The sequence below is a fragment of the Streptomyces sp. RLA123 genome, assembly GCF_056270165.1.
Genome location: NZ_JBWDOR010000003.1, coordinates 552,256 through 576,863 on the forward strand (window position 1 = coordinate 552,256; position 24,608 = coordinate 576,863).

General features: G+C 71.4%; 16 protein-coding genes and 1 pseudogene. 6 read left to right on the forward strand and 11 right to left on the reverse strand.

From position 1 onward, the window contains the following. Window positions 1-356: 356 nt before the first annotated feature. The gene (locus RV983_RS02515) at window positions 357-3,005 is read left to right on the forward strand and encodes an alpha-L-rhamnosidase-related protein (protein ID WP_475984098.1); all 2,649 of its coding nucleotides are present in this window, start codon (window positions 357-359) and stop codon (window positions 3,003-3,005) included. Window positions 3,006-3,166: 161 nt separating this feature from the next. Here the strand turns inward: RV983_RS02515 and RV983_RS02520 are convergent, their stop codons facing one another. The 5 genes from RV983_RS02520 to RV983_RS02540 all read right to left on the reverse strand — a co-directional run bounded on the left by RV983_RS02520 (window position 3,167) and on the right by RV983_RS02540 (window position 10,220). Continuing rightward, window positions 3,167-3,970 carry an Lrp/AsnC family transcriptional regulator gene (locus RV983_RS02520; RefSeq protein ID WP_475984099.1) on the reverse strand — a complete coding sequence of 268 codons (804 nt, stop codon included), beginning with the start codon at window positions 3,968-3,970 and terminating at the stop codon, window positions 3,167-3,169. 64 nt (window positions 3,971-4,034) lie between these two features. Further along, window positions 4,035-6,005: a glycoside hydrolase family 99 protein gene (locus tag RV983_RS02525; protein WP_475984100.1), complete on the reverse strand. Its 1,971-nt coding sequence runs from the start codon at window positions 6,003-6,005 to the stop codon at window positions 4,035-4,037. An 870-nt stretch (window positions 6,006-6,875) separates the two neighbouring features. Next, window positions 6,876-7,712 carry an undecaprenyl-diphosphate phosphatase gene (locus RV983_RS02530; RefSeq protein WP_475984101.1) on the reverse strand — a complete coding sequence of 279 codons (837 nt, stop codon included), beginning with the start codon at window positions 7,710-7,712 and terminating at the stop codon, window positions 6,876-6,878. Between the two features lie 94 nt (window positions 7,713-7,806). Next, window positions 7,807-8,457, reverse strand: a complete 651-nt coding sequence (locus tag RV983_RS02535; protein WP_475984102.1) for a DedA family protein — start codon at window positions 8,455-8,457, stop codon at window positions 7,807-7,809. A 1,589-nt stretch (window positions 8,458-10,046) separates the two neighbouring features. Continuing rightward, window positions 10,047-10,220, reverse strand: a complete 174-nt coding sequence (locus tag RV983_RS02540) for a hypothetical protein (RefSeq protein WP_475984103.1) — start codon at window positions 10,218-10,220, stop codon at window positions 10,047-10,049. 465 nt (window positions 10,221-10,685) lie between these two features. Here RV983_RS02540 and RV983_RS02545 point away from each other — a divergent pair, with 465 nt between their 5' ends. Then, a complete protein-coding gene (locus RV983_RS02545) occupies window positions 10,686-11,051 on the forward strand; it encodes a hypothetical protein (RefSeq protein WP_475984104.1) in 366 nt (121 codons plus the stop codon). 105 nt (window positions 11,052-11,156) lie between these two features. On the opposite strand, the gene RV983_RS02550 is transcribed toward RV983_RS02545, so the two are convergent. Then, complete coding sequence (locus RV983_RS02550; protein WP_475984105.1) at window positions 11,157-12,608, reverse strand: MFS transporter; 1,452 nt, start codon at window positions 12,606-12,608, stop codon at window positions 11,157-11,159. A gap of 160 nt (window positions 12,609-12,768) precedes the next feature. Between RV983_RS02550 and RV983_RS02555 the strand changes: the two genes are divergently transcribed. Together RV983_RS02555 and RV983_RS02560 are read left to right on the forward strand one after the other, a co-directional pair. Continuing rightward, on the forward strand, window positions 12,769-13,209 hold the full coding sequence (locus RV983_RS02555; RefSeq protein ID WP_475984106.1) for a MarR family winged helix-turn-helix transcriptional regulator: 441 nt from the start codon (window positions 12,769-12,771) through the stop codon (window positions 13,207-13,209). Window positions 13,210-13,570: 361 nt separating this feature from the next. Next, on the forward strand, window positions 13,571-14,137 hold the full coding sequence (locus tag RV983_RS02560) for a TetR/AcrR family transcriptional regulator (protein WP_475984107.1): 567 nt from the start codon (window positions 13,571-13,573) through the stop codon (window positions 14,135-14,137). Between the two features lie 30 nt (window positions 14,138-14,167). Here RV983_RS02560 and RV983_RS02565 read toward each other — a convergent pair. The 4 genes and pseudogenes from RV983_RS02565 to RV983_RS02580 form a co-directional block, all read right to left on the reverse strand. After that, a pseudogene (locus RV983_RS02565) lies at window positions 14,168-14,281 on the reverse strand (nitroreductase/quinone reductase family protein); the annotation flags it as partial. A 76-nt stretch (window positions 14,282-14,357) separates the two neighbouring features. Then, a complete protein-coding gene (locus RV983_RS02570) occupies window positions 14,358-15,593 on the reverse strand; it encodes an acyltransferase family protein (RefSeq protein WP_475984108.1) in 1,236 nt (411 codons plus the stop codon). After that, window positions 15,590-17,758 (reverse strand): bifunctional polysaccharide deacetylase/glycosyltransferase family 2 protein, encoded by a 2,169-nt coding sequence (locus RV983_RS02575; protein WP_475984109.1) that lies wholly within the window; start codon window positions 17,756-17,758, stop codon window positions 15,590-15,592. The genes RV983_RS02570 and RV983_RS02575 overlap by 4 nt, the downstream gene beginning before the upstream one ends. Window positions 17,759-17,801: 43 nt before the next feature. Then, window positions 17,802-18,128, reverse strand: a complete 327-nt coding sequence (locus RV983_RS02580) for a hypothetical protein (protein WP_475984110.1) — start codon at window positions 18,126-18,128, stop codon at window positions 17,802-17,804. A gap of 219 nt (window positions 18,129-18,347) precedes the next feature. Between RV983_RS02580 and RV983_RS02585 the strand changes: the two genes are divergently transcribed. Then, window positions 18,348-19,346, forward strand: coding sequence for a glycoside hydrolase family 26 protein (locus RV983_RS02585; RefSeq protein WP_475984111.1), 999 nt, complete (start codon window positions 18,348-18,350; stop codon window positions 19,344-19,346). Between the two features lie 108 nt (window positions 19,347-19,454). Further along, window positions 19,455-21,089 carry an outer membrane protein assembly factor BamB family protein gene (locus RV983_RS02590; protein WP_475984112.1) on the forward strand — a complete coding sequence of 545 codons (1,635 nt, stop codon included), beginning with the start codon at window positions 19,455-19,457 and terminating at the stop codon, window positions 21,087-21,089. Window positions 21,090-21,171: 82 nt separating this feature from the next. Here RV983_RS02590 and RV983_RS02595 read toward each other — a convergent pair whose 3' ends face one another. Continuing rightward, window positions 21,172-24,501 (reverse strand): S8 family peptidase, encoded by a 3,330-nt coding sequence (locus RV983_RS02595; protein WP_475984113.1) that lies wholly within the window; start codon window positions 24,499-24,501, stop codon window positions 21,172-21,174. Window positions 24,502-24,608: the final 107 nt, after the last annotated feature.

Sequence of the window (24,608 nt, forward strand, 5' to 3'; positions counted from 1 at the left end):
TTCCCGGATTTCCCACACAAAGTGTACGCCTGTGAACTGCACCGACCCCGCGACGGGCGCTCCGCGGGGTGCCGTCCGCCGGCGCCGTCGAGGCAACGGCAGGGGGTTCCGGCGCACGGCCCCGCCGCCCGCGACCACGGCCGTCACGGCTGATCCGATTGAATCGTTCTCCGTTCGCGAGGGTTCGGCGCACACCCGGCTGCACCGCCGCGGGGCGCGACGCCACGCCCACAATTCGCTCATGAGGGGCTTGAATCGGGCATGACGCCGACCTTGCCGCACCTCTGGACGGCTTCGCGGGCGCCCTTGTAACCTCATCCCGCAATCAGGGATTGAATCGTTACAAGGAGCCGCAGATGCCGAGCAACCCCAGACGAGACACCCCTCAGGCTTCCGGACCGCAACGCCGTGCCGTCCTCCAGGCGGGCATCGGCGGCGCCGCCCTTGCCGCGGCGGGCCTCACGGCCGTCTCCGCCGTTCCGGCCGCCGCGCGCGAGGCGGAGACCGGCGCCGCCGCCCGCACCGGGCAGCCCGGCCCGCACAGTTGGCACCAGTACGTGCAGGCGCCCGCCGATCGCACCGTCCGCCCGGTCCGCGTGCTGCGCACCACGGGTGACGTCACCGAGCCGGAGGCGCTGCTGCGCCCCCACGGCAAGCCCACCGTGCTCAAGCGCCCGGAACCCACCGCGCCCCGGCGATGGCCCGAGGGCACCACCGCGACCGCCTCCTCCGCCCACGCCCCGAACAACGGCAACGACGGCAATACGCGAACCTACGACGCGTCCAACGCCGTCGACGGCAACCCCGACACCTTCTGGAACGACGACACGATCGCCGCCTATCCGGACGTCCTCACGATCACCACTCCCGCCCCCGTGACCCTGGCGGGCATCACCGTGCTGTCCAACCCCGACGGCGTGCCCAGTGACTTCACCGTCGAGACCTGGGACGGCAGTGCATGGCGGACCGCCGCGACCGTCACCGGGAACTCCGCCGTGCAGATCCCGGTGCGGTTCGACGCCGCGGCCTCCACCAGCCGCGTCCGGATCACCGTCACCGCGGACCAGGACACCCCCAAGGGAAACTTCACCCGGGTCAACGAGGTCTGGCCCGCGGTCGTGCCGGTGGAGCAGATCCCCAGTGTCGTCCTGGACTTCGGCAAGGTCGTGGTCGGCTACCCGCACGTCCGCTTCGCCTGGGCCTCCGCGAACAGCCCCGGCGTACGGCTGGCCTTCTCCGAGACCCTCCAATACCTCAGCGACCGCAGTGACTTCACCCGGTCCGACCAGTCGGGAGCCCCCGGCCACGGCACCGACCAGTTCGCCGTGCCGGCCTCCGGCGCCCACTGGACGGACAGCGGGGGCTACCAGAAGGACGGCAAGGTCTACGCGGACGGACTGCACGGCTTCCGCTATCTGAGGATCAGTCTCGACGCGCTCCCCGCGGACGCCCCCGTGGCGCTGCCCTGGGGGCAGGTGGCCGTCGACTCGGTCTGGCTGGACTTCAGCGCTTACCTGGGCACCCCCGACACCTACAGCGGCTGGTTCCTGAGCTCCGACGACGAGCTCAACCGCTACTGGTACGGGGCCGCGTACACCAATGAACTGGTCACCGACACCTTCCGCGCCGGTGACGTGGACCCGCGCGGCGCCGACACGCCCTCGCTGCGCGGCAAACTCGTCCTGCACGACGGCGCAAAGCGCGACCGGGACCCCTACATCGGCGACCTCGCCGTCTCCGCGCGCACCATGTACCTCACCCACGACGACACACCTGAGGCCGCCCGCAACGTCCTGGCCGACCTCGCGGACCACCAACGCGCCGACGGGTGGATACCCCCGGCCTCCATCAACGGCTACACGCTGCCGCTCTTCGACTATCCGCTGTGGTGGGTCACCTGCAGCTGGGACTACGTCCTCTACACCGGGGACCGCGGCTACGCCGCCGCCTACTACCCGCACCTGGTGAAGGTGCTCGACACCTGGTACCCGTCCGTCACCGACGCCGAAGGCCTGCTCAGCAAGGGCCTCAACAACACCTCGGGCTACGGGGACTACGCCTTCCTGCCGCGCTCCGGCCGGATCACCTACTACAACGTCAACTACGTGCAGGCGCTCGACGACGCGGCGGCGATCGCGCGGCTGCTGGGGCACGACGCGGACGCCGCGCGCTGGTCGGCGCGGGCCCGCACCGTCGCCGACGCGGTCAACGCCCACCTGTGGGACGCGGACGCCGGCGCCTACCTCGACTCCGGCACCGGCCCGGTCCGCCACGCGCAGGACGGCAACGCGATCGCCGTCACCTCCGGCGTGGCCGGCCCCGAGCGCGCGGCCTTTGCCCTCGCCCATCTGGACGGCACGACCAAGCTGCCCTACGGCAATGCCTTCATGGACAACGACACGATCTTCGCCGGGGCCTCGCAGCGGGTCTACGCCTTCACCTCCTATCCCGAACTCGTGGCACGCTTCGAGACCGGCCGGGCGGACTCCGCGATCGACCAGATCAGGCGCACCTACGGGTGGATGCACACCCACGACCCCGGCATCACGAACTGGGAGGGCATCGGCCCGAACGGCTCACCGTACGAGGACGCCTACACGAGCATGGCCCACGGCTGGTCGACGGGCGTCCTGCCGGCCCTGACCAACCAGCTGCTCGGCCTGCGGCCGACCTCCCCCGGCTTCGCGACGTGGTCGCTCGTGCCGCACCCCGGCTCCGTGGCCTGGGCGCGCGGCCGGGTGCCCACCCCGCACGGCCCGCTCGACGCCGACTGGCAGCGCACCGGGCCCGCGCACTTCAGGCTGAACTGCGAGAGCCCCCGGGGTACCCGCGGCACCGTCGCCGTGCCCACCGACGGCCTGGCGGTCAGCGTCCGCCTCGACCACCGCCCGGTCTGGAACGGCACCAAGGCCAAGGCCCGCGGTGTCCGGCTCGTCGGCGACTACGTGTACCTGGACGACATCGCGCCGGGCAGCCACACGGTCGTGGTGCGCCCGGCGGGATGACCGGTCCCCGCGGCCCGCTCCGGTTCCCTGCACGGGAGCCGGAGCGGGCCGCCTGCGGGCAAGAGCCGCTCGCCGGCACCGAGGACCGTGGGGAACATCGGGGGCCGGTACTCGTCGGCTGACGTGGGCGCGGAGGCGCCGGCCGACGTCACCCGGCCCGTTCAGGGCGTCCCTGTGGCATTCGCCTGAGCAAGTGGAGCCGCAACGCGCCTCAGTTCCCGACCGATCAGGACGGTGTCCACGTCCTCGACGTCGAGGTCGGCCAGGTCGCGGGTGATGAACGCATAGAGGTGATCGAGATCCTCGAGCCAGACGGCCACGCTGACGTTGCCGAGGCCGGTGGTGGCCACCGCTCCATGGACGGCCGGATGAGCGGCAAGTCGGGTGCCCGTCTCGTGGAGGCGGGAGGCGGGCACCTTCATGCGCAGGTCGGCGTCGACACCGAAGCCGAGGCGTCGACGATCGACCATCACCTGCGTGTGGAGGTGTCCGCGGGCGAACAGGGCCGTCAGATGCCGGCGGACCGTGGACTCCGCGTACCCGAGGCTTCGGGCCAGGACCGAGGCGGGCACCCGGGCGTCCACCGCAAGCACCGCGGTGATCTCCCGGCCCAATGCGTCCAACGGAGCGTCGTCTGCGGGTCTGCTCGGTGCGGTGACGGTCAGCCGGGCCCGTTCGGCGTCCGAGAGTGCGTCCAGCCGCCAGTCCGCGGCGTCGGCATCGACGTGCAGCACCGTTTCGCTCTCGACCGAGGCGACCGCGGACGTGGCGGGCAGCTGCCGGAAGACCAGTACCCCGACACCTGTGCAGACCTGGGACGGCTCGGAGTGGGTCACCCGGGCCACGGTGACCGGCAACGCGTCGGTGTACCGCCGGATCCCGTTCGCGTCCGAGGTGACCACGGACCGGGTCCGGGCGGTGGTGACGGCGACGCAGGACCAGTTCGCCCGGATCGCGGAGCTCACGCCCTGAAGAGGCGTCAGCCGGACCGGCCCGGGGTCGATGTCCGTCCCGGGCCGGCCGGGTGGGTCAGGCGCCGAAGATCTGGAGCCCCGAGCACTGGCCTGCCGGCCAGCCGGTGTTGCCGGTGAAGTTCAGCCGCACGTGGCGGGTGGTGACCGGGCCGGACAGGGTGAGGGTCGCGGTGTTCCCCGTCGCCGGATTGAAGGTGCAACCGGTCGAGGACAGCAGGGTCGTGAAGGTGTTGCCGTCGGTGCTGCCCAGCACCGACAGGGTCTGGGTGCGGGTGCCCCAGGCCGTGGACGGCGGCAGGTTCAGGACCAGACGGCGAATCGCGGTGGCCGCTTGCAGGTCCACCTGGAGCCACTGCGGGAAGGCGCTGTTCGCGCTCTCCCAGTAGCTGTTGGGGTCGCCGTCAGTGGCGTTCCCCGATCCGTAGACCTGGGTGTGGCTGCTCTCCGACGTGGGTCTGTGCAGCGCCAGGTCGGTGGTGCCCGAGCCGGCGTCGGTGGTGACGGAGACCTGGTTCGAGGGCCGGGAGAGGTTCCCGGCCGCGTCGGCCGCCACCACGTCGAAGGTGCAGGCGGTGGACGGGCTCAGCCCCGTGACGGTGAAGGAGGTCCCGGTGGCGGTACCGGCCTGGGTTCTGGTAGAGCCGTCGGCCCGCATGATCCGGTAGCCGGTGACCCCGACGTTGTCGGCGGCGGCGCTCCAGGACAGCGCGACCGTGGTGTCGCTGTGGCCGGTGACCTGGAGCGACCCCGGCGCGGAGGGCGGGGTGGTGTCGCCGCCGGCCACGGGCGGGGTGGGCCGGACCGGGGTCAGGGCGATCTGGCCCTTGAGCATCCGGCCGCCGTCGCCGGTGAGCCGCAGGTAGTAGTCCGAGGAGCAGAAGGTGCCGTCCTCGTCGAGGGCGAGGAACCCGGAGTCGGCCGGCACCGAGGCCTGGGTCTCGGCGGTCTTCGCGATCTGGTTGCCCTCGTTGTACTCGTCGAACATCGAGATGTAGATGCCCTGCACCCCGGCCCGGCACATGTTGTAGAACTGCCGCCACATGAAGTCGCCGTGCGCCCGCTGTCGGCCCGAGACGTCGCCGGGCAGCACGCACGGCTGGTAGTCGATGCCGTGCGCGACGCAGTCCGCCTCGTCACCGACCGTGTAGGCGGTGTAGGCGTTGTCGGATTCCGCGGCACTGCCGATCGCGCCGACCATCCACGGCGAGATCATGTTGAAGGCGTGGTACACGTCCGTGTAACCGGTCTTGGTGCCCGCCCCGCCGGTCCGCCACTCGCGCGGCACCCCGCCGATGACATAACAGCCCTGCGCCTTGAACCAGTTGATCACGTCCAGGCAGGCGTCGGCCGGGAACGGGTGGTTGTCGTCGTTGAAGCCGAAGCCCCAGATGCACACGACCGGCTTGCCGTTCTGGCGCGCGTACGCCGGTGACGCCGTGTGCGCCGCCATCTTCGTGGTCCAGTCCGTCTTGATCTCGGACTGCATGTTCCACCAGTTGGAGACGTCGTACATGACGTAGAACTTCACGCCGTGCGACTCGGCGGAGCCGCGCACCTTCGCCGCCATCGCGTCGCGGGTGGCCCCCTCACCGCCGTTCGGGTTGAAGCGCTGGAGAGCCGCGGTGTCGATGGCGTTCTGCTGCATCCAGGAGAAGTGCAGGTCGACGGTCTGCTGGTCGTACGAGGAGAACAGCGTGGCCGGCTGGCCGTTGCCCAGGTTCCCGTACGCCGTCTGGTACGTGTGGGCGTACTCACGCATGTCGGGCCAGCAGGTGATGGCGGTGTTGGTCCGGGACGGCGGCCGGCCCCAGTCGCGGCTCCAGTGCCACCACCCGTTGATCGGTGCGCTGTCGCCGGTACCCGCGAACCAGCCCTGGTAGCCGACGGTGATCTTGCCGACCACGTCGCCCGGCGGGCTGCCGGCCGCTCCGGCCGGCGAGGCCAGCACCGTCTGTGCGGCCCCGATCCCGCCCGCGGCGGTGGCCGCGATCGCGGCCTGCAGGAAGACCCTGCGCGTGACACCCATCTGGACTCCTCCGGTCGGCTGTCGACTCCCCCCGCTCCGCGCCCGATCGACCAGGGGCGGCGACGGGAGGCCTGGCGCCGGGGAGCGTAACGACGCGATGACGCATCCGCAATACATCACTCACCGAATGAAATAATCGGCTGGAAACACGCAAGAAGCCATCCGCGCGGGGCACTTGAGGGCGACGTCATGAGCTGTGGCGGGCGGACGGCTGCCCGTCCGCCTCAAGGTCGCGCAACGGGCCGACGCCCAGGTCGCGTTCCTCTGCCGGTGTCGGGAGCCGAGTGCGGACCGCCGGGCCCCGGGGGCGGATGTGCCGTCAGGCACCAAGCGCCGATGGAGGCGATGGGAGGCCGAGTTCACGTGCCCATGCTGCGGCGAGGGCTGGGCTCGAGACAAGCTGCAAGAGGCTCTGCATCTGCTACCGCCAAGGGCCGCCGCCGAACTCCGAGTGCAGGTCGAGCACCTGGACGCGGCCCTACTCAGACGAACGCGCCACGAACCCATGGCGGATCCGGATTTGGATTGCTGGCATCGTAGGTGCTGACCGATTCCATGCCATGGACTGGTCACCTGGACAGGCCCTGAGTCGTTGCCGAGTGCACCCACCGTCGAGCGAGGTCAGTTGAGCTGCCTCCCGGCACCACCGAAATCGCTCGGGCCGTCTTCGGGCTTCGGGGGTTACGTGTGCCAGGATCCGGTGGGGCAGCCCCTCCCCACACGTGGCCAGATCGCACCGGGCACCTGTCCTCTCCCTGGATCGCCCGCAGTGGTACCCCCTCCATTGCCGAAGGGGGGCACACCGGCGAACGACCCTTCCCACCGCCCGCACCGCGGGCCGTGCAGCGGTCGCACGGTCACCCGGTCACGTCACGCGCTCAGCACTCCCGTGCCCAGAAGCGCGAGGAGCAGGACGCCGACGACAAGCCGGTAGAACACGAACGCGTTGAAGGAGTGCCGGGCGACGAACTTCAGCAGCCACGCGATCGATGCGTAGGCGACAACGAAGGAGACGACGGTCCCGACGACCAGGGGCGCGGTGCCGACGCCGGCCCCGAGCGCGTCCTTCAGTTCGTACAGGCCGGCACCGGTCAGCGCGGGAATCCCCAGGAAGAAGGACAGCCGGGTGGCGGCGACCCGGTCCAGGTCCAGGACGAGCGCGGTGGACATCGTCGCGCCGGACCGCGAGAAGCCCGGGAAGAGCAGCGCGAGGATCTGCGAAGATCCCACGAGCATCGCGTCCTTGAACGTGGTGTCGCCCTCACCGCGCTTGTGGCGGCCCATCTGGTCGGCCGCCCACATCACGCCGCTGCCGACGATCAGCGAACCGGCGACGACCCAGAGCGAGGCGAGGGTGCCCTCGATGAGCGGCTTGGCCGCCAGGCCGACGACCACGATCGGGACGGTCGCGAAGATCACCCACCAGCCGAACCTGTAGTCGTGGTGGTATCGCTCCTCGCGGTTGACCAGGCCGGTGAACCACGCCCTGCAGATCCGGACGATGTCCCTGAAGAAGTACACGAGGACCGCGGCGATCGCCCCGACCTGGATGACGGCGGTGAAGCCGACCACGGAGGTGTCGTCGACCGTGATGCCCATCAGGCCCTCGGTGATCTTCAGATGGCCGGTCGAGGAGACGGGCAGGAATTCGGTGACTCCCTCCACGACTCCGAGGACAGCCGCCTGTCCGACGCTGATGGCACTCATTGGGGTCCCTTTCTGTGCGGGCCGGCCAGGTGATGGGCATGCGGTCGTTGCGGGCGGGGTCGTGGCGGCGGGGCCGCGGTCAGGGCGGTGATCCTCACCCGGTGGTCTCCCGCTTCGGCTCAGTCGTACGACGGCGGCGTGCCCGCAGCACCTCCAGGGCCAGCGGCAGGAGGGAGACGGCGACGATCAGGCCGACCAGCGGCAGCAGGTAGCGGTCGACGTCCGGAACGCTCGACCCCAGGGCGTATCCGCCGAGCACCAGCCCGGCCGTCCACAGCACACCCCCGGCGACCTGCCACAGGGTGAAGGTGCGTGCGGGCACCCCGACCGCCCCGGCGAGGGGGTTGAGCACCGTGCGCACCACCGGGATGAAGCGGGCGAGCACGATGGCCTTGCCGTGGCCGTAGCGGGCCAGCAGTTCCTCGGCCCGCTGCGCCCCGTCCAGCAGGTGCCGGTTGCTGGTGCGGCCGAGCAGGGCCCGGCCGGCGCGACGGCCGATCAGGTAGCCGGCCTGGGCACCGAGCAGCGCCCCCGCCAGGGCGGCGGCGAGCACGCCGGGCAAGGACAGGTGCACTCCACCGGCTCCGGTGGTGCACAGCAGTCCGGCGGTGAAGAGCAGCGAGTCGCCGGGCAGGAAGAAGCCGATCAGGAGGCCCGTCTCGGCGAACAGCACCAGGAACACCCCAGCGGCGCCGAGAGCCGTCAGCAGCGAGGTCGCATCCAGCGGATTGAGGGCCTGGAGCACGCACGGGTCCTTTCCTGCCCTGCGGGTCCCGGGAGCACGGGCGCATGGCACACTCGGATCACGACGGTTTTACACCACCGTAGAAGGTCTACGTGACTGTAGAAGACGAGCGTGGAAACGCCAAACCCGTGGACGCGGACACCCAAGGGTCCTGCCCTGCTGCAGTGGGCACAGGGCGCGCTGGCCCCGGGCGAGGTCGCCACACGTCTCAGCGGCGCCTGACCTGCAGCACCGTGGTGACGATCCTCACCCGCACCTGACCGCCTCCGCACGCCCGCGCGGCCCGGGCGCCGCCCTCGGCGTCCTCGGCCGCCGTGACCCGCTCGTGGCCTGATCACGGTGAGACCCTCGACGCCGGTGCGGGTCACGGTGCGCAACACGACCGGCCGTACGCTCACCTCCCCCCGCGTCGACCTCGCCCTGCCGTAGGGCTGGTCGGCCGAGGCGGCCGGGCATCGCGTCGCCGCGATCCGGCCCGGCAGGTCCGCGGCATGGAGCTACGTCCTCAACACCACCCGCCGGCGCCGAACCGGCGAGCACCGCCGCCCTGACCGCGACGGCGTCGTACCGCCTCGCGGGCCAGGGGACGCGGCCGACCCACCGCCTGCAGAACCTGCGCATCGCGTACGGCGCGGCCGCCAGTCCGGGTCACCGGGCGCCGAAGGGGGGAGACGACCTGTTCGAACCGGGTGGGCTCGCCGAAGATCTCGACGGCCTCGTCCCGGCCTGGATAGTCCTCACCGGCGCGCGCCGTCTCCTCTTGGGCGTGCCTCTCCCAGCTCCCGCCCAGAATCTCGTCCGCTGTCTCCTGCACGGCCCGTCCCCCAGCTCTCTCGGTCTGCAAGTCGCCGGGAGGCTATCAGCGGCCTCCGACAGTGCCGGCGAGGCAGCCCGACCGGGACACCCCGGACATCCGGCGGTTCCTGCTCGGGCGCGCTGTCCGGAGTCGGGCCCCCTCAGCCGGACAGCGCCTCGGTCAGCTTCTTGAGCTGGGCATCGACGATCCGCCGTGGCACGTCGGTGGGTCTGTTCGTGACACCTGCGAGGTTCGAGGCGAACGTTGTGCAACCGCGTCGAGCGGTTCGGCCTGCCGCTTCCCACGCCGAGCGGCTTCACCGTAAGGTCCCCCCGCGAAACACGCTGCTCGGCGCTGCGATCGGCGTCGGCTCCACACTCCTCGCTCCTCACTCCTCGCCGACCGGCTTGGGGGGCGTTGACGGAGGTGTACATGCACTTGGCGGCGGCCCATGAGGTGTCCGCGTCCAGCACCGTGCACCCGCTGCGCTACGGGCTCGCGCTCATCGCTCCGTGGGAAGTCACGGGCCCGGCCAATCATGCCTTCCGGAAGGTCCGTTCGCTCCGTGACGTGGTGGCCGGCAGGACCGGAACGGACACCCGCACTTCGGCCGGCACGTTCACGACCGTCTCGCGGCGGCCGAGGAGGCGCGGGAGGCCATGCGCCGGGATCTCGGTACTTCGTTGCCCCGACGCGATCCGGACCCCGGCAGGGCCGTGCCCGGCGCCCGAGCGGCCACCGCCGGATCAGGACGGATGCGGTGCGCACACCGCACACTGTCGTCATCACACGGTCAGTGCCTGAACGTGTCCTTGGTCCGCTCCTTCGTGCCCCGCATCCTGCCCCGTGCCTCGAGGGCCGCGCCCTTTGATGCGAGCGTTTCCTTGTGCATCGCGTGCGCCCCCTTCCGCACGATCTTCCCGACGACCTGTTCGGCCTGGGCCTTGACTTTCTCACCCGTGCTCATCTCGGCACCTCCGCGGACTCTCACTGGGCCCGTGCCCGTGAAGCAGGCGGTAAAACCAACCCTCCGGCGATCATCCGGGACCGAAGGGGCCCGCGACGGCACCGCACACCCCTGCGTGAAGAACGGCACCCCCCCTCAGTGCGACACTCTGCAGGCCAGGCGGCCCAGGAGGGTTGGACAGCAGAGGGGGACCCGTTGAGACTCGTGCCGTTGGCGACTGCCGCGGCGGCCGTCACGCTGCTTGCTTCCTGTACCACGCAGGGGCAGGTACGCCCCCGCTCGACGGCGGTGCGGAGCCACTCCCCGGCACCAGCGAGCACCTCCAGGTGCGCGCCCGACGCGTACACGTGGTCAAGGATCACCTACGAGCGCGTCCTGGCAGGTGTGTCGGAGGCCCAGGAAGTCGAGCTTCCCGCCCACGGATCTGCGAGGCTCCGGTTCGACACGCGGCCGGTGGGTGACCTCGTGGCCAGGATGACGGCGGGGGCCCTGGAGGCGGGGGCGAATCCCGGTGACGCGGTCGACTCGCTCGAGGAGAAGACCGGTGAGGACATGGTTCGCGTCGGGAACCGGTTCGCCCTCACGGACCGAACGCACATCAGCGTCCGGCTCCTGAACGAGACCGCCGCCGCCGGCCGAGGCCGCTACCTGCGCGCGCTCGTGGCAGAACAGCTGACAGCCCGCTTCTCCGCCGTCTGCGCCGGAGGAACCGTGCGGGCTACCCTCACGACCTGGTCGAAGGTCCCCATGGGCGTCAACCTCAAGTGCGGGCTCACCGAACATCTCGACGGGGCGGCCAGAGAGGCCGAGCACCGGGCCTGCGCCGCCTGACCAGCGGCGCCCGGCCCCGCACCCGTCGCGCAACCACGGTGGTTCCGCCCGCCCGGGCGTTGGACGCCGCATGGCGGGCGGAACCGTGCCGTGCCGCAGGGCGGTTCAGGACTCCAGGGCGGCCTGAGATGCGAGGGCCGGAGCGGTGTCCGTGCCGGCGGATGCGGTGCGGGCCGCCGGAATGGCGACGGCAATGAGAGCGGAGACGAGGGCGATGCCGCAGCCGATCACCAGTCCGGTGCGGAAGCCGCTCTCGGAGGTGAAGGTGTAGCCGCCCGCGGTCGTGGTCAGGTGGGAGAGGACCACGCCGATCACGGCGGCGCCCACCGAGGTGCCAAGCGAGCGCATCAGGGCGTTGAAGCCATTGGCGGACGCGGTCTCCGAGACCGGGACCGAGCTCATGATCAGGGCGGGCATCGATCCGTAGGCCAGGCCCACACCGCTGTTGACGACCATGATGGCGAGCATGAGTCCCCACGCGGTGCCCGTCAGCACCAGAGCCAGCCCGTAACCGGCGGCGAGCACCAACGCCCCGCTGATCAACGTGAACTTGGGGCCGCGGGCATTGGTCAGCTTGCCGCCGAGCGGCGAGACGATCATCATCATGATGCCGCCGGGCAGCAGCCACAGACCGGCCGCGAGCATCGACTGGCCGAGACCGTAGCCGGTCGCCTTGGGGAACTGGAGCAGCTGCGGGACGACCAGCATGCCGGCGTACATACCGAAGCCGACGAAGACCGAGGCGACATTGGTCAGCAGCACGCGGGGGCGCGCCGTGGTCCGCAGATCGACCAGGGGGTCGCGGGTGCGCAGCTCCCACCAGCCCCAGCCGACGAGCGCGACGACGGCGGCGGCGAGCAGGCCGAGGGTGGTGGCCGAACCCCAGCCCCAGTCGGCACCCTTGGAGACCGCCAGCAGCAGGCAGACCAGGCCCGCGCCGAGCCCGATGGCACCGGGGAGGTCGAAGCGCTGGCCCTTGGCGCCGGCGGGGACGTCCGGGATGAAGAACCAGATCAGCACGGCGACGGCGGCGGCCAGGCCCGCGGAGCCCCAGAAGAGCACGCGCCAGTCCGCGTACTGAGCGATCGCCGCGGCGATCGGCAGGCCGAGGCCACCGCCGATGCCCATGGAGGCGCTGACCAGGGCGATGGACGAGCTGAGCTTCTCCGCGGGGACGACGTCGCGGAGCAGGGCGATGCCCAGCGGCACCATGCCCATGCCCATGCCCTGCAGGCCGCGCCCGACGATCATGGGAACGACGGAGGAGGAGAGGGCGCAGACCACCGACCCCGCCACCAGCGGCACCGAGCACACCAGCAGCATGCGCCGCTTGCCGACCAGGTCGCCGAGGCGACCGAAGATCGGCACGCAGACGGCGGCCACGAGCAGGGTGGCGGTGATCACCCAGGCGGCGTTCGAGCCCGAGGTGTGCAGGATCTGCGGCAGCTCGGCAAGGAGTGGGGTGACCAGAGTCTGCATGATCGCGGCCGTGATACCGGCCAGTGCCAGCGTGGCGACCACGCCGCCCGCGCGGGCTGTGGGTTGGGGGGCATTCATGGCGGCACTCCTCGCACGACGGTCGGACGCTCTCGGCATGCATCGTACATAGGAAGTGCATCGCGCACATGATGTGGCTGGTGCATGCACTGTGAGACAATGGCTCCGGGTCACGAACAGGCACGTCGGTGGCCCGGCGAACGGCAGGAGGCTGAAGCACATGGGCAGGCCCACCCACGAGGTCGAGTACGAGCAGATGCTGCTCAGCCGGCACGAACTCCTGCGTCACAGGGACAGCTCACTGGAGCGCAGCGCCTACATCCTGCTCAGCCGGATCCGCGTCCAGGGGCCCATGTCGATCGGCGAACTGAGCGACGCCTTCGCGCTCGACGCGTCCACCCTCAACCGGCAGACGGCCGCCGCGATGCGCGCCGGCCTCGTGGAGCGCATCCCCGACCCCGAGGGCGGGATGGCCCGGAAGTTCCGCATCACCGACCAGGGCTCTCGCATGCTCGACGAGGAACGTGACAGCATCATCGGCGGCCTGGGCAAAGTCATGGCCGACTGGCCGGACGAGGACATCGCCGCCTTCGCCTCCTATCTGAGGCGCTTCAACACCGACATCGAACGCCTCGACGGACGGACCTGGCCGCGGCCGTGAGCCGGGCCGGGGCATCACGACCCTGAGGACCGCCGGGAATCGGCGCACCCCGGCGGCGCGGTGTGCCGCAGGGACACGCCTCCGTATCAAGGCCGCGACGCCCAGCCGGTCCCGCACGCGCGCGGAGCAACCGATCCCGTCCGCGCGGGCGTCGCCATGTCGTCGATCGCGGCGCAGCCCGGATCCCACCCTGCCGCGACCTCACCGGTTCCGATCTGCCCCGCTGACCGACCGGGCCCGGGCCCTCGCGGAGCGTATCTGCCTGTGCGAAAATCAAGCGGAGGAGCCTCCGGTTGCCGTCCCCCGGCCCTGGGCGGAAGGCCCCGCCGAGCGACCCGCACAGAACGGACCTCCCCCCGCCGTGTCTCCGAGACAGACCCGCTCCGACGCCGTCGCGAACCGGGACCGCATCCTCACCGTCGCGCGGGAGGCCTTCGCCGACGCGCACGACACCTCGCTCACGGCGATCGCCAAGCGGGCCGGGATCGGCATCGGCACGCTCTACCGGCACTTCCCGGCCCGGGAAGCGCTCATCATCGAGCTGTACCGCCGCGACATCCAGCAGGTCATCGACCGGGCCCCCGCGCTGCTCGCGACCCGCCCGCCGCTGGAAGCGCTGCGCGCCTGGTGCGAAGAGGTCGCCCACTACGGCCGGCTGAAGTACGGAATCGCCGAAGTCATCCACGCCGTGACGGACGGGGGCCCGGAGGACCCCTTCTACGACCCCTTCGTCCGCGCCATCGGCATCCTGCTCGACGCCGGGGCGGCCGAGGGCACCCTCAAGTCGGGTCTCGACCCGGAAGACGTGCTCTTCCAGCTCAGCGTGCTGTGGAAGATCAGCCCCGCCAAGAACACCGAAGCACGAGCGTCCCGCATCCTCGACCTCATCGTCGACGGCCTGCGCACCCCGGCCGCCGGCTCCCGCTGACAACCGGAGGTCCACCGCCGGTGACGACCGTCAGCCGGAGCGGGGCGTCAGCCGGATGACCGGCATCTCGCGATCGGTCCTGCTCGCGTACCGGGCGTACTGCGCCTGCGCGGCGACGATCCGCTGCCACGCCGCCTCGCGTTCCGCGCCGCAGACGACCGCATCGGGGGCTCGACCCGATTCCGGGCCGCCCCTGCCCGGCGGCCCTCGCGCGCGGCCTCTATCCCCGTCGCCGCCGGCCCCTGGCCTTGCGCGGGTAGGGGAACAGGCGCGGGCTGCGCCGGGCGGCGACGTCCTCGATCCAGCCGAAGAGAACGATCGCCAGGGCGATCAGCGGGACGGCGACGATCAGCGGGAACCACTGGCTCCTCAGCAGCCACTGCATATGGGCGTAGAAGAAGCCGTTGCTCCACAGCGGATCGATCAGCGGCTCGCAGAGCACCAACGCCACGCAGTGCCACAGGTAGACGGTGACGGCCCGCGAGTTGAGCAGGCTGATCACCCCGTTGAAGCGCTCCAGGGGCTTCGGCCACTGGTCCCAGGAGGGGCTGAGGTGGAGCAGCAGCAGCACGCAGCCGAAGGACCAGATCGCCTGCGCCAGCGGTACGGCTTCCAGGTCGGCGCCGATACGGGGGTTGTCGACCGGTTGCTGCTGCAGCCACCAGTATCCGGCGACGAGGACGAACGGTGCGAGCGAGGGGACGACGTACTGCGGGATGCGGCGGAGGAGGCCCTCGTGGTGGGCCATGCCGAGCAGCCAGCACGCGCCGAAGGTGGTGAAGTCGGTGGCGGTCTCCATGATGCGGCCGGACTGGTCGACCAGGCCGGAGTTGAGGAGGGCCGACAGCGCCAGCGGTGTCAGCAGGGTGACCCAGGGCAGCCGGCGCATCGCCTTGAGCATGAGCGGGGACAGCAGCACGAACCAGAGGTAGGCGCGCAGGTACCAGAGCGGGACGGTGATCTGCTCGGCCCAGGTGGCGGGCAGGTGGCCGCCGAAGCCGTGCAGGGAGTCCGCGAAGGGCGGGGTGCTCAGCGGCAGGATCCAGAAGGCCAGTTCGCCCCACCACCGGTTGGGGTGGCCGGTCGCGTGCGGGCCCCAGCCGTCGATGATCATGGCGGTCAGCACGACCGCGCCGAACAGCCACATCGGGGGCAGCAGTCGCCGCACCCTGCTCCGGATCACGCTCAGCGCCGGACGGCTGAGCGACCGCGCCATCAGCGAGCCCGCGAGCGCGAACATCACGCCCATGGAGGGGAAGACCAGGGGCAGCCAGGTCCAGCTGAAGTTGTGGTAGATCACGACGCGGACCAGGGCCAGCGCGCGCAGCAGGTCCAGGTAGCGGTCCCGGCCCGGCTTCGGGGGCGACTTCGCGAGCTCGGGAAGGTGGGGGACGCGGAGCGTCAGGGTCTTGGAGGAGTCTCCGACGTCCGGGGCGCCGAGGTTGACCGCGCTCATGCCGGTATCTCCGAGGTGGTGACGTCAAGGCCGACCTCGCCGGTGCGCCGCAGCTTCTGCCAGCGCAGCCGGCCGCCGGTCAGGGCGGTGATCCAGGATTGGAGCAGGACCATGTACATCAGCACGCGGTAGACCACCTGCTGTACGGGCAGGGTGATCAGGTGCCATGACTTCTCGCGGTCCAGGCGGAAGGACCACCAGGCGCAGAAGCCCTGGAGGGCCAGTACCGCGAGCCAGGCGCCCAGGCTCTTGTACGGGTCGACGAAGAACACCCCGTACACCATCGCGATGTCGATGGCCGGCGCGAGCAGGGGGGTGAGCACCATGAACAGGGCGACGAAGGGAAGCCCGACGCGTCCGAAGCGTCCGGCGGCGCCGCGTTCCAGGACCGCGTGGCGGTGCTTCCACATCGCCTGCATGGTGCCGTAGCTCCAGCGGTAGCGCTGGGACCACAGCTGGCTCATGCTGCCGGGCGCCTCGGTCCAGGCCCGGGCGTTCTCGACGTAGACGATCTTCCATCCGCCCCGGTGGAGGGCCATGGTCACATCGGTGTCCTCGGCGAGCGTGTCGTCGCTCATGCCGCCGACCTCCTCCAGGGCGCTGCCGCGGAAGGCGCCGACCGCTCCGGGGATGGTCGGCATGCAGCCGAGCACGTCGTACATGCGGCGGTCGAGGTTGAAGCCCATGACGTACTCGATGTGCTGCCAGGCCCCGATCAGGGTGTCCCGGTTGCCGACCTTGGCGTTGCCCGCCACCGCGCCGATGCCGGGGTCGGCGAAGGGCTGCACCAGTTCGCGGACGGTCCCGGATTCGAAGACGGTGTCGCCGTCCATCATCACGACGAGGTCGTTCGACGCCGCGGCCACCCCCGTGTTGAGGGCCGCGGGCTTGCCGCTGTTCGGCTGGCGGATCAGCCGGACCATCGGCAGGTCCATGCTTTCCACGATGGCCGCCGTGTCGTCGGTGGACCCGTCGTCGACGACGATGACCTCGAGGGGATGGTCGCTTCTGGCCAGCGAGAGCAGGGTGTTGGTGATGCACTCCTGCTCGTTGTACGCGGGCACGATCACGGTCACTCGCTCGGTCACCGCGGGCCCCCAGGAGAACCCGGGCTTCCGGGTCCGTCGCACGTGGATGAGCGAGAGCACCAGCATCAGCGCGAAGCGGGCGAAGACCAGGACGCCGACGACCGCGAGCAGGACGACCAGGAAGGGCATCACCCGCATCGAGAAGGCGGTGCACCACAGGAACGCCTTGCCCGCCCACAGGTCGTAGCCGGTGACAGGGGTGTTCGCGGGAGCCGTGCCGAGCGCCTCGCTGATGGTCGTGAACCGGTAGCCCTCGGCCTTGAGTTTGTCGATGATGATCGGGAGCGCGGCCAGCGTCTGCGACCGGTCGCCGCCGGCGTCGTGCAGCAGGATCATTTCGCCCTGCCCGGCCAGATCGGGCAGGGCCGCCTTGACGATGGCGTTCACACCGGGACGCTTCCAGTCGTCGGTGTCCTTGTCGATGAAGGCGGTCAGATACCCGTGCGCGCCGACGTCCTTGGTCACCGGCCAGGACCAGTCGTCGAGGGCGTCGGCGGTGGACGAGTAGGGCGGGCGGAAGAGGCTGGAATGGATGCCCGCGACGCCCGCCAGGGCGAGCTGGGTCTCACCGAGCTCCCAGGTGAGCCGTGTCCCGGAGTGGAGCGCGAGATCGGGGTGGGTGAAGGTGTGCAGGCCGATCTCGTGGCCGCCGGCGACGATCTTGCGGATCAGTGCGGGGTTGTGGGTGGTCATCGACCCGGTGACGAAGAAGTCCGCGCGGACGTCGTGCTCCTTGAGCACGGCGAGGATTTTCGGCGTCCACTGGGTGGACGGGCCGTCGTCGAAACTGAGCACGACGGTCTTGTCGGGGATCGAGTAGCTGACCGGCTTGTCGTTCCTGGCACCGCGCGCGTCCACGAGCGGGCCGCCCGTCAGCACACCGCGGGGCACCGCGTCCTTGTTCACGGAGACGGCGATGCTCTCGTCGTGGAAGACCTCGTTGCCGGCCATACCGCGCAGCACCAGCAGTGCCAGCAGGGTCGCCAGGACGGTCACCGGCAGGAAGAAGCGCAGCGGGGGGGCGGCAAGTCGGCGTGGCCGCAGAACGGACTGCCGTTGGCGCTGGTGGCGTGACATGGTTTTCCTGGTGTGTCGCGTGCTGCGGTCGGACGTCGGGCTGTCACGGGGTCGAGGCGGGGGCCCCGGTGGGAGCGACCGCCTCACCGTCGGCGGCGGTCGGGACGCCGCTCGTGGGCGCGGTTCCCAGCGGTGCCGACGGGAGCGGTGCGTTGACGTACTGTCCCGGTTCCGCGGTGTCCGCGGTGGACGGGATCGAGAAGGCCGGCGCGTGCGACTGGGTTCCGATCAGACCGGAGATCATGGCCAGGACGAAGCCGACGAGGACCAGGCCCAGCAGCCAGCCGAGGCCGCGCAGTCGCCGGCCACGGCGCCCCGTCCGGTCCACGAAGACGGGCGAGGTCTCGGCCTTGGTGAGCGTGCTGGTCAACGACAGACCTCGGACTTTCCGTGAACGCGTCGCCGCGCGATGGGTCGGAAGCCGAACCTAGTCCAACCCACGGGCGAATAGCGGACCATATGTTCGGTTTGCCGGATCCCCCGCCCAACTATGTGATCTTACTGAAATGAAAGTATGTAGATCTTCTTTTGGTCTCCTAGACTCCCGGAGGTCAAGCCCTTTGCCGCCTGCCGGATCGGAACGCCTCGTATGCCCAGCCCCCACCGCTTCGGCCGTCTCACGGCCGCCGTGGCGCTCGCGGCGGGAGTCGCGGTCCTCGCGTGCGCGTGCGACGGCCAGGCCGCCGGCGGAGCCTCCTCCAGCGCTCCGGCAACGCCCTTCGACGTCTCGTCCCTGCGGCACCCGGCCGGCCGCATGCTGGGCGTCGTCGACGACAAGTCTCCCTGGCAGTACGGCATCGTCACCACCTTCACCCAGCAGGCGGGACGCTCCCCCGACATCCGCGAGTACTACGGCTCCTGGGGCGAGGACTTCGACACGGAGGGCAACGCCTTCCTGTGGAAGCACGGACAGCTCCCGATGCTGGAGTTGACGCCCTCCGACACCTCGCTGGCCGACATCGCCCAGGGCATGGACGACGCCTGGATCCGCCGGTTCGCACGCCAGATCGCCGCCTACCACGGCCCGCTCGCCCTGTCCTTCGCCGGTGAGATGAACAGCCCCTGGAACTCGTGGGGGCCCGGCCACGCCACACCCGCCGACTTCGTCGCGGCCTGGCGGCACATCCACGATGTCGTCCGCGACGCCGGTGCGGACAACGTGGTCTGGGTGTGGAGCCCGCATGTGGTGGACTCCGGCTCCCGGGCGCGGCTTCGCCCCTACTACCCGGGCGACGCCTACGTCGACTGGGTCGGCGTCATCGGCTACTACGGGCCCGTCGACGGCGCCGCCTTCGCCGGCCTGTTCACGCCGACGCTCCGCGAGATCGCGCGCTTCGCGGACCGTCCGGTGCTGATCACGGAGACCGGTGTCGCGGAGAGCGGCCGCAAGGAGGCGCAGATCCGCGACCTGTTCGTGGGGGCCGCGAAAGCGGACGTCATCGGACTGGTCTGGTACGACCAGCGCAAGAACTGGCCGGGCAGTTCCCTGCCGATGGACTGGCGGATCGACACCTCGGTGGGCGCGCAGGCGGCCTTCCGCGTGGAGTCCGAGCGGGCCGGCTTCGGCCACCCGCTCAAGGACGACTGAGCCCAGGAGGCGGACCGGCCGGGCCAGCCCGCGTCCGGTGTGCCTCCGCGATGACTGTCGGGCAGCCCAGGCCACGACACGAGGACCGAGCAGAGCGGAAGTACGCGGATGACGACGGAAGGACCGCCGGGACGGGGTGTTCCGCGGGAGTACCCGGGTCAGGGTTCCCGGCCGCCCGGGCAGCGCGAGCCGGAGCCGTGGCAGGCGTGGCCGGCACCGCCCGCCGAACCGCAGTCCCGCAACTCCCGCCGCCTGCCCGGGGATGCGTACGCCCGGGGCGCGGACACCTCCGTCCCGCCCTTCCCCGAGCACCCCTGGCCCGACCCGGAGCCCGCCCCGGAGGCCGGCGAACCGCCGCGCGCGTGGGCGGGCTCCGGGGAACGCGCGGACGACTGGGCGCTGCCGCCCGAGTGGGCGGAGCCCTCCCCCGGCGCCGTCGCTCCCCGGTCCGAGGCCGCCGCGGTCCCGGCCGTCCCGCAGGCCGCGCCGCTGCCCGTTCCGGTTCGCACCAGGCCGGCGCGCGGACCCCGCAAGGGCAGGCGCGCGACCGGAGTCGCCCTCACACTCGCCGTCCTCGTGGCGGGCGGCGCCACCGCTGTCGCTCTGGATCGCAACGACGCCCTGCCCGTCGCGTCCCAGCACCTCACCCAGGTATGGCGGGTGCCCGCGCCGGCCGCCGACGACACCCTGATCGGGAGCTGGGTGACCCGGGAGCTGCTGATCCGGGCGAGCACCCGCGGCGGCATCAGGGGCTACCACCTGTCCGACGGCACCGAGGCGTGGAAGGCCGCCCTACCCCGGTCGGCGGCCACCGTGCCCTGCGCGATGTCACCGACGCTCTCCGTGGACGGGATCGGGACGATCGCGCTCGGCACGGACGGCAACTCGTGCACATCGCTGGCGGGCGTCGACGCGGCCACCGGCCGGATCCTGTGGACCAGTCCCCTGGTCGACCACAAGCACCGCACGGCGACAGCCGCCCGGACGTACCTCCAGGGCGAGGTCGCCACGATCGTGAGCGGCAACTTCCTCGGCGGTCTCGACGTCCGCACCGGTCGCACCGTGTGGGGCTATCGCGCCCGGGGCCACTACTGCAACGTCCGCGCCTCGGGCAGCGCGGGCGTCGTGCTCGTGGACGACTACTGCGCCGACCACGCCGACAAGTTCACCCTCCGCGCCTACGACGGCGCGACCGGAAAACTGCTCTGGGCACTCCCGCAGCGCATGCACACCGATGTGCTCCACGCGTTCTCCGGCTCCCCCCTCATCGCGTCCCTGCACACGCCGGACGAGGACAGCACCCGGGTCTTCAGCGCGTCGGGAGGCAGTCGCAAGCTGGCCGTGGGCGACTCCCAGACCCTCTCCGGGAACGACACGGACGCCGACCACTCCGCCCGGCTCGTCGGAGACGTCCTGATCACCCCGGCACTGGGCGCGGAGCACCTGGAGGTCGACGCGTTCGACGTCACCACCGGCGCCAAGCTCTGGACCCTGCACTCGGCCGCGCTCGCCACAGCGGTGGCGGGGGACGACTCCGTGTACGCGGTGTCCTCCTCCGGATCGGCTCAACTGGTCCGGCTGGACCCGCGTACCGGCCGCCTCGCACCCGTCGCGGTCCTGCCGTCCGGGGTCATCGGCTCCGACGCCCTGCACACGGGCACCGTGTACGTGATGCCGGACGACGGCGGAGTGCTGGAACTCGGCGCCCAGGGGAAGAACGGCGGGGCGCGGATGTACCGGTGACCCCGCAGCGCACGACCCGTGCAACGGGCAGGCCCCGGGCCGGCGGCCCGGGGCTTGCCCGTGAAGCGGGTTTCCAGCGTGCCTACTTGGTGGTGCGGTAGGCGCGGTAGATCGTCTGCTTCGCCGTGTTGCCCGCGGCGTCCGTGAGCGTGACGCGCAGCGAGACGGTGCCGGGGCGGGCAGGGTGGCGCAGTTCGAGTCGCCTGCCGTCGACGGCCCTGGCCGGCTTCCACGTCCTGCCGTCGTCGTAGGACACCGCGAACCGCAGGGTGCGCGGGGTGCGTGCGGTGGCCGCGCCCTCGATCGTGAACGGGACGGCGAAGAGCGCGCCCGCCCTGGCCGTACCGGCCGTCCCCAGCCGCGGCGTGAAGCGCACCGCCGACAGCGGCAGCCACTTCTCGGTGCCCCCCGCCACGTGGGCGGAGCGGAAGGTCCACTCGGCGGTCACCCGGGGGCTGACCGCGGAGAGGGATGCGGGGCGGGAGACGTCGGTGGTGAGGCGGTAGGTCCGTCCCGCGGCGGGGAGGGTGTGCGGCGCACCGTCCAGGGGGGTGTCCGAGGTGAAGACCGGCTTGCCGTCGGCGTACAGCGCGCTCCTGGCCTTGGTGTACCCCGATTCGCCCGCGTGGCCCGCTCCGTCGGAGAAGAGCGGCACGTTGGCGGCGAAGGTGTCACCGCGACGGATCGCGCCCGCCGCGTGCTCTCCCGAGGTGGTGAGGTGCGGACCGAAGACCCCGAAGTTGAACCGCTGTGTGTACTCCTTGCCCGCGGCGTAGGACCTGGCCCGGGTGTCGGTCTGGCTGCCGTCCCACCGCGGTTCCCCCGAGGCGTCCGGGGCACCGTACTGGTAGGCGGTGTACTGCCACTTCACGCCCGGCGAGACGTATTCGGTACCGGCGCGCGGCAGGGAGCCCGATTCCACTGACGCGGCGTACCAGGACCCGCTCGGCATCACGGGCGCGGCGACGAGGCTCACGGACTTGCCCGCGGCGGGTTCGCCGACGGTCAGCGCGATCCTGGCGAAGTCCTGGCGCCGCAGGTCCGCGGTGAACCCGGCCAGATCGCCGGTACGGTTCCAGGCCGGCCGGTAGTCCACCGCACCGTGGCTCCAGGTGCCGTTGTACTGCGCGAACGCCTCGCCGGCCGGCAGCCGGGCGCCGAGCTGCCCGACGCGCAGCCTGGCGAAGCTGCCGATGTCGTACGTGGACATGTAGCCGGCTCCGCCGTTGTCGACGCCGAAGTCGAACACGGCCCCGGTGTGCACGGCCGCACGGTCGGGCACGGTGATGCGCACGGGCTTGGCCTTGCGGGCGTCCATCACCAGCGTCGTGTCGCGGGTCAGCACGAACTTCGGTTGGACCAGCAGGGCCAGCCGGCCGCCGCTGGGATCGGCCTCGGGGTAGATCCGGCCCTCCAGGACGTAGCGCCCCGCCGGCAACCGCACGGTGAACTCACCGTCCGCCTCGTCGGCGTAGTCCTGCCAGATGTCGCCGTCGAGGCCGTACACGCCGGTCGAGGAGTAGCCGGTGGGCTTGCCGTGCAGATCCAGGTGCCTGACCGTGAGGTTGTACGACTCGGGCTCGCGGTTGACGCCGATGGCGGTCCGGACGGTGGTGCCCGCGGCGGTCGCGGTCACGGCGCCGCCGAACACGCCGTCCGCCGTGCCCGCGCGGGTGTCCGCGGTCACGGCGGCGGTCGCGGTGCCGCCGGCCGGGACGGTGAGCTGCTGCGGCGTGACCGCGAACATGCCCTCGGGGGCGGCCTTTCCGTCGTCCCCGAGCGCGTCGGCGGTCAGGTCGAGGGTGACCGGCCGGTCGCCGTCGTTGCGGTAGGTGATCTCCTTGGTGACGGGCCGGTCGTCCGCGTGCGGCCACTGCGCCGTGCCGAAGCCCAGCGCGGGGCCGGCGGTCACCTGCTGGACGATGGCGCGGCCGAGGTCGGTGCGGCCGGTGCCCTGCGCGAAGGCGGAGAAGCCCGGCGCCGGTTCGGCGGAACCGGTCAGGACGGCCTTGATCCGCCCGCCGGTCCAGTCCGGGTGCTGCTGGGCGATGATCGCGGCGGCGCCCGCCACGTGCGGGGTGGCCATCGACGTACCGCTCATCGACACGTAGCCGTCGGCCGCCGGGTCGCCCTCCACGCCCTCGGCCGCCTTCGCGGCGACGATGTCCACGCCGGGGGCGGTGAGGTCCGGCTTGAGGGCGCCGTCGGCGGCGGGACCCCGGCTGGAGAAGTCGGCGACGACGTCCTGCCGGTCCACCGCGCCGACGGTGAGCGCTGCCGCGGCGCTGCCCGGGGTGCCGATGGTGGCCGCACCGGGGCCGCTGTTGCCCGCGGCGATGACGAAGAGTGCGCCGGATTCGGCGGACAGCTCGTTCACGGCCAGCTCGACCGGATCGGTCTCCGGGGTGTCCTGGCCGCCGAGGCTGAGGTTGACCACCTTCGCGCCCTGGGTGACGGCCCACTGCATGCCGGCGATGATGTCGGAGTCGTAGCCCTCGCCGGTGTCGTCGAGCACCTTGCCGATGACGAGGCGGGCGCCGGGTGCGACGCCCTTGTACTTCCCGCCCGACCGGGCACCGGATCCCGCGACGATCGAGGCCACATGGGTGCCGTGACCGACGCGGTCCACGGTGTCCGGGGTGCCGGAGAAGTTCTTCTGGGCGTCGATCCGGTCCTTCAGGTCCGGGTGCGTGGCGTCCACCCCGGTGTCGAGCACCGCGACGGTGACGCCCTTGCCGTCGTAGCCCGCCGCCCAGGCCTCGGGGGCGCCGATCTGCGCCGTGCTGCGGTCCAGGCTCGCCTTCACCTTGCCGTCGAGCCAGATCTTCTCGGCCTTCGCCGGGGTGGCGGCCGCCGAACGCGCCGAAGCGGCAGTACCGGTGAGGGTCTGCCACAGGGTCGCGGCCTCGGACTTGCGGGCCCGCAGGGCGTCGCCGTTGACACTCGGGAGGCCCCGGCTGACCCTCGCACCGGAGTCGGACAGCGAACGCGCCGCGACGGAGCGGCCCTTGGGATAGGTGACGATGAGCGGCAGATCGGACCGCGAGGCATCGTCGTACCCGAGAGTCACCAGCCGCGTCACGTCGAACAGCCGCCGGTCGACGGTGCCGTCAGCGACCAGCCGCTCGGCATCGCCCGGTATGGCGTAGGTGTCTCCGTCGGAGGCTCGGGATATGCGGAATCCCATGCCTTCGCGGCCCTTGGCGGCCCTCACGCCGACGACCTTTCCGGCGGCGTCCAGGAACGCCCTGTCGCCGGTGACGAGGGTGACCGTCCTGCCGGTGCCGGTGCCGATGCCGGTGCTGGTGCCGGTGCCGGTGCCCGATCCGGCATCGGCGGGGGCGGGGGCGGCGGCTTGAACGACCGCGGGCGTACCGCCCAGCAGGGCGGTGGCCAGAGCGAGGGCGGCCACGGCGCCTGTCGCTCGTCTCTTCTGCTCCAAGGCATGCCTTTCTCTCCGGGCGAGCCGCGTACGGCCGACCGCTTCACCATTTAGCTATCTGATTAGTGGAATGACGA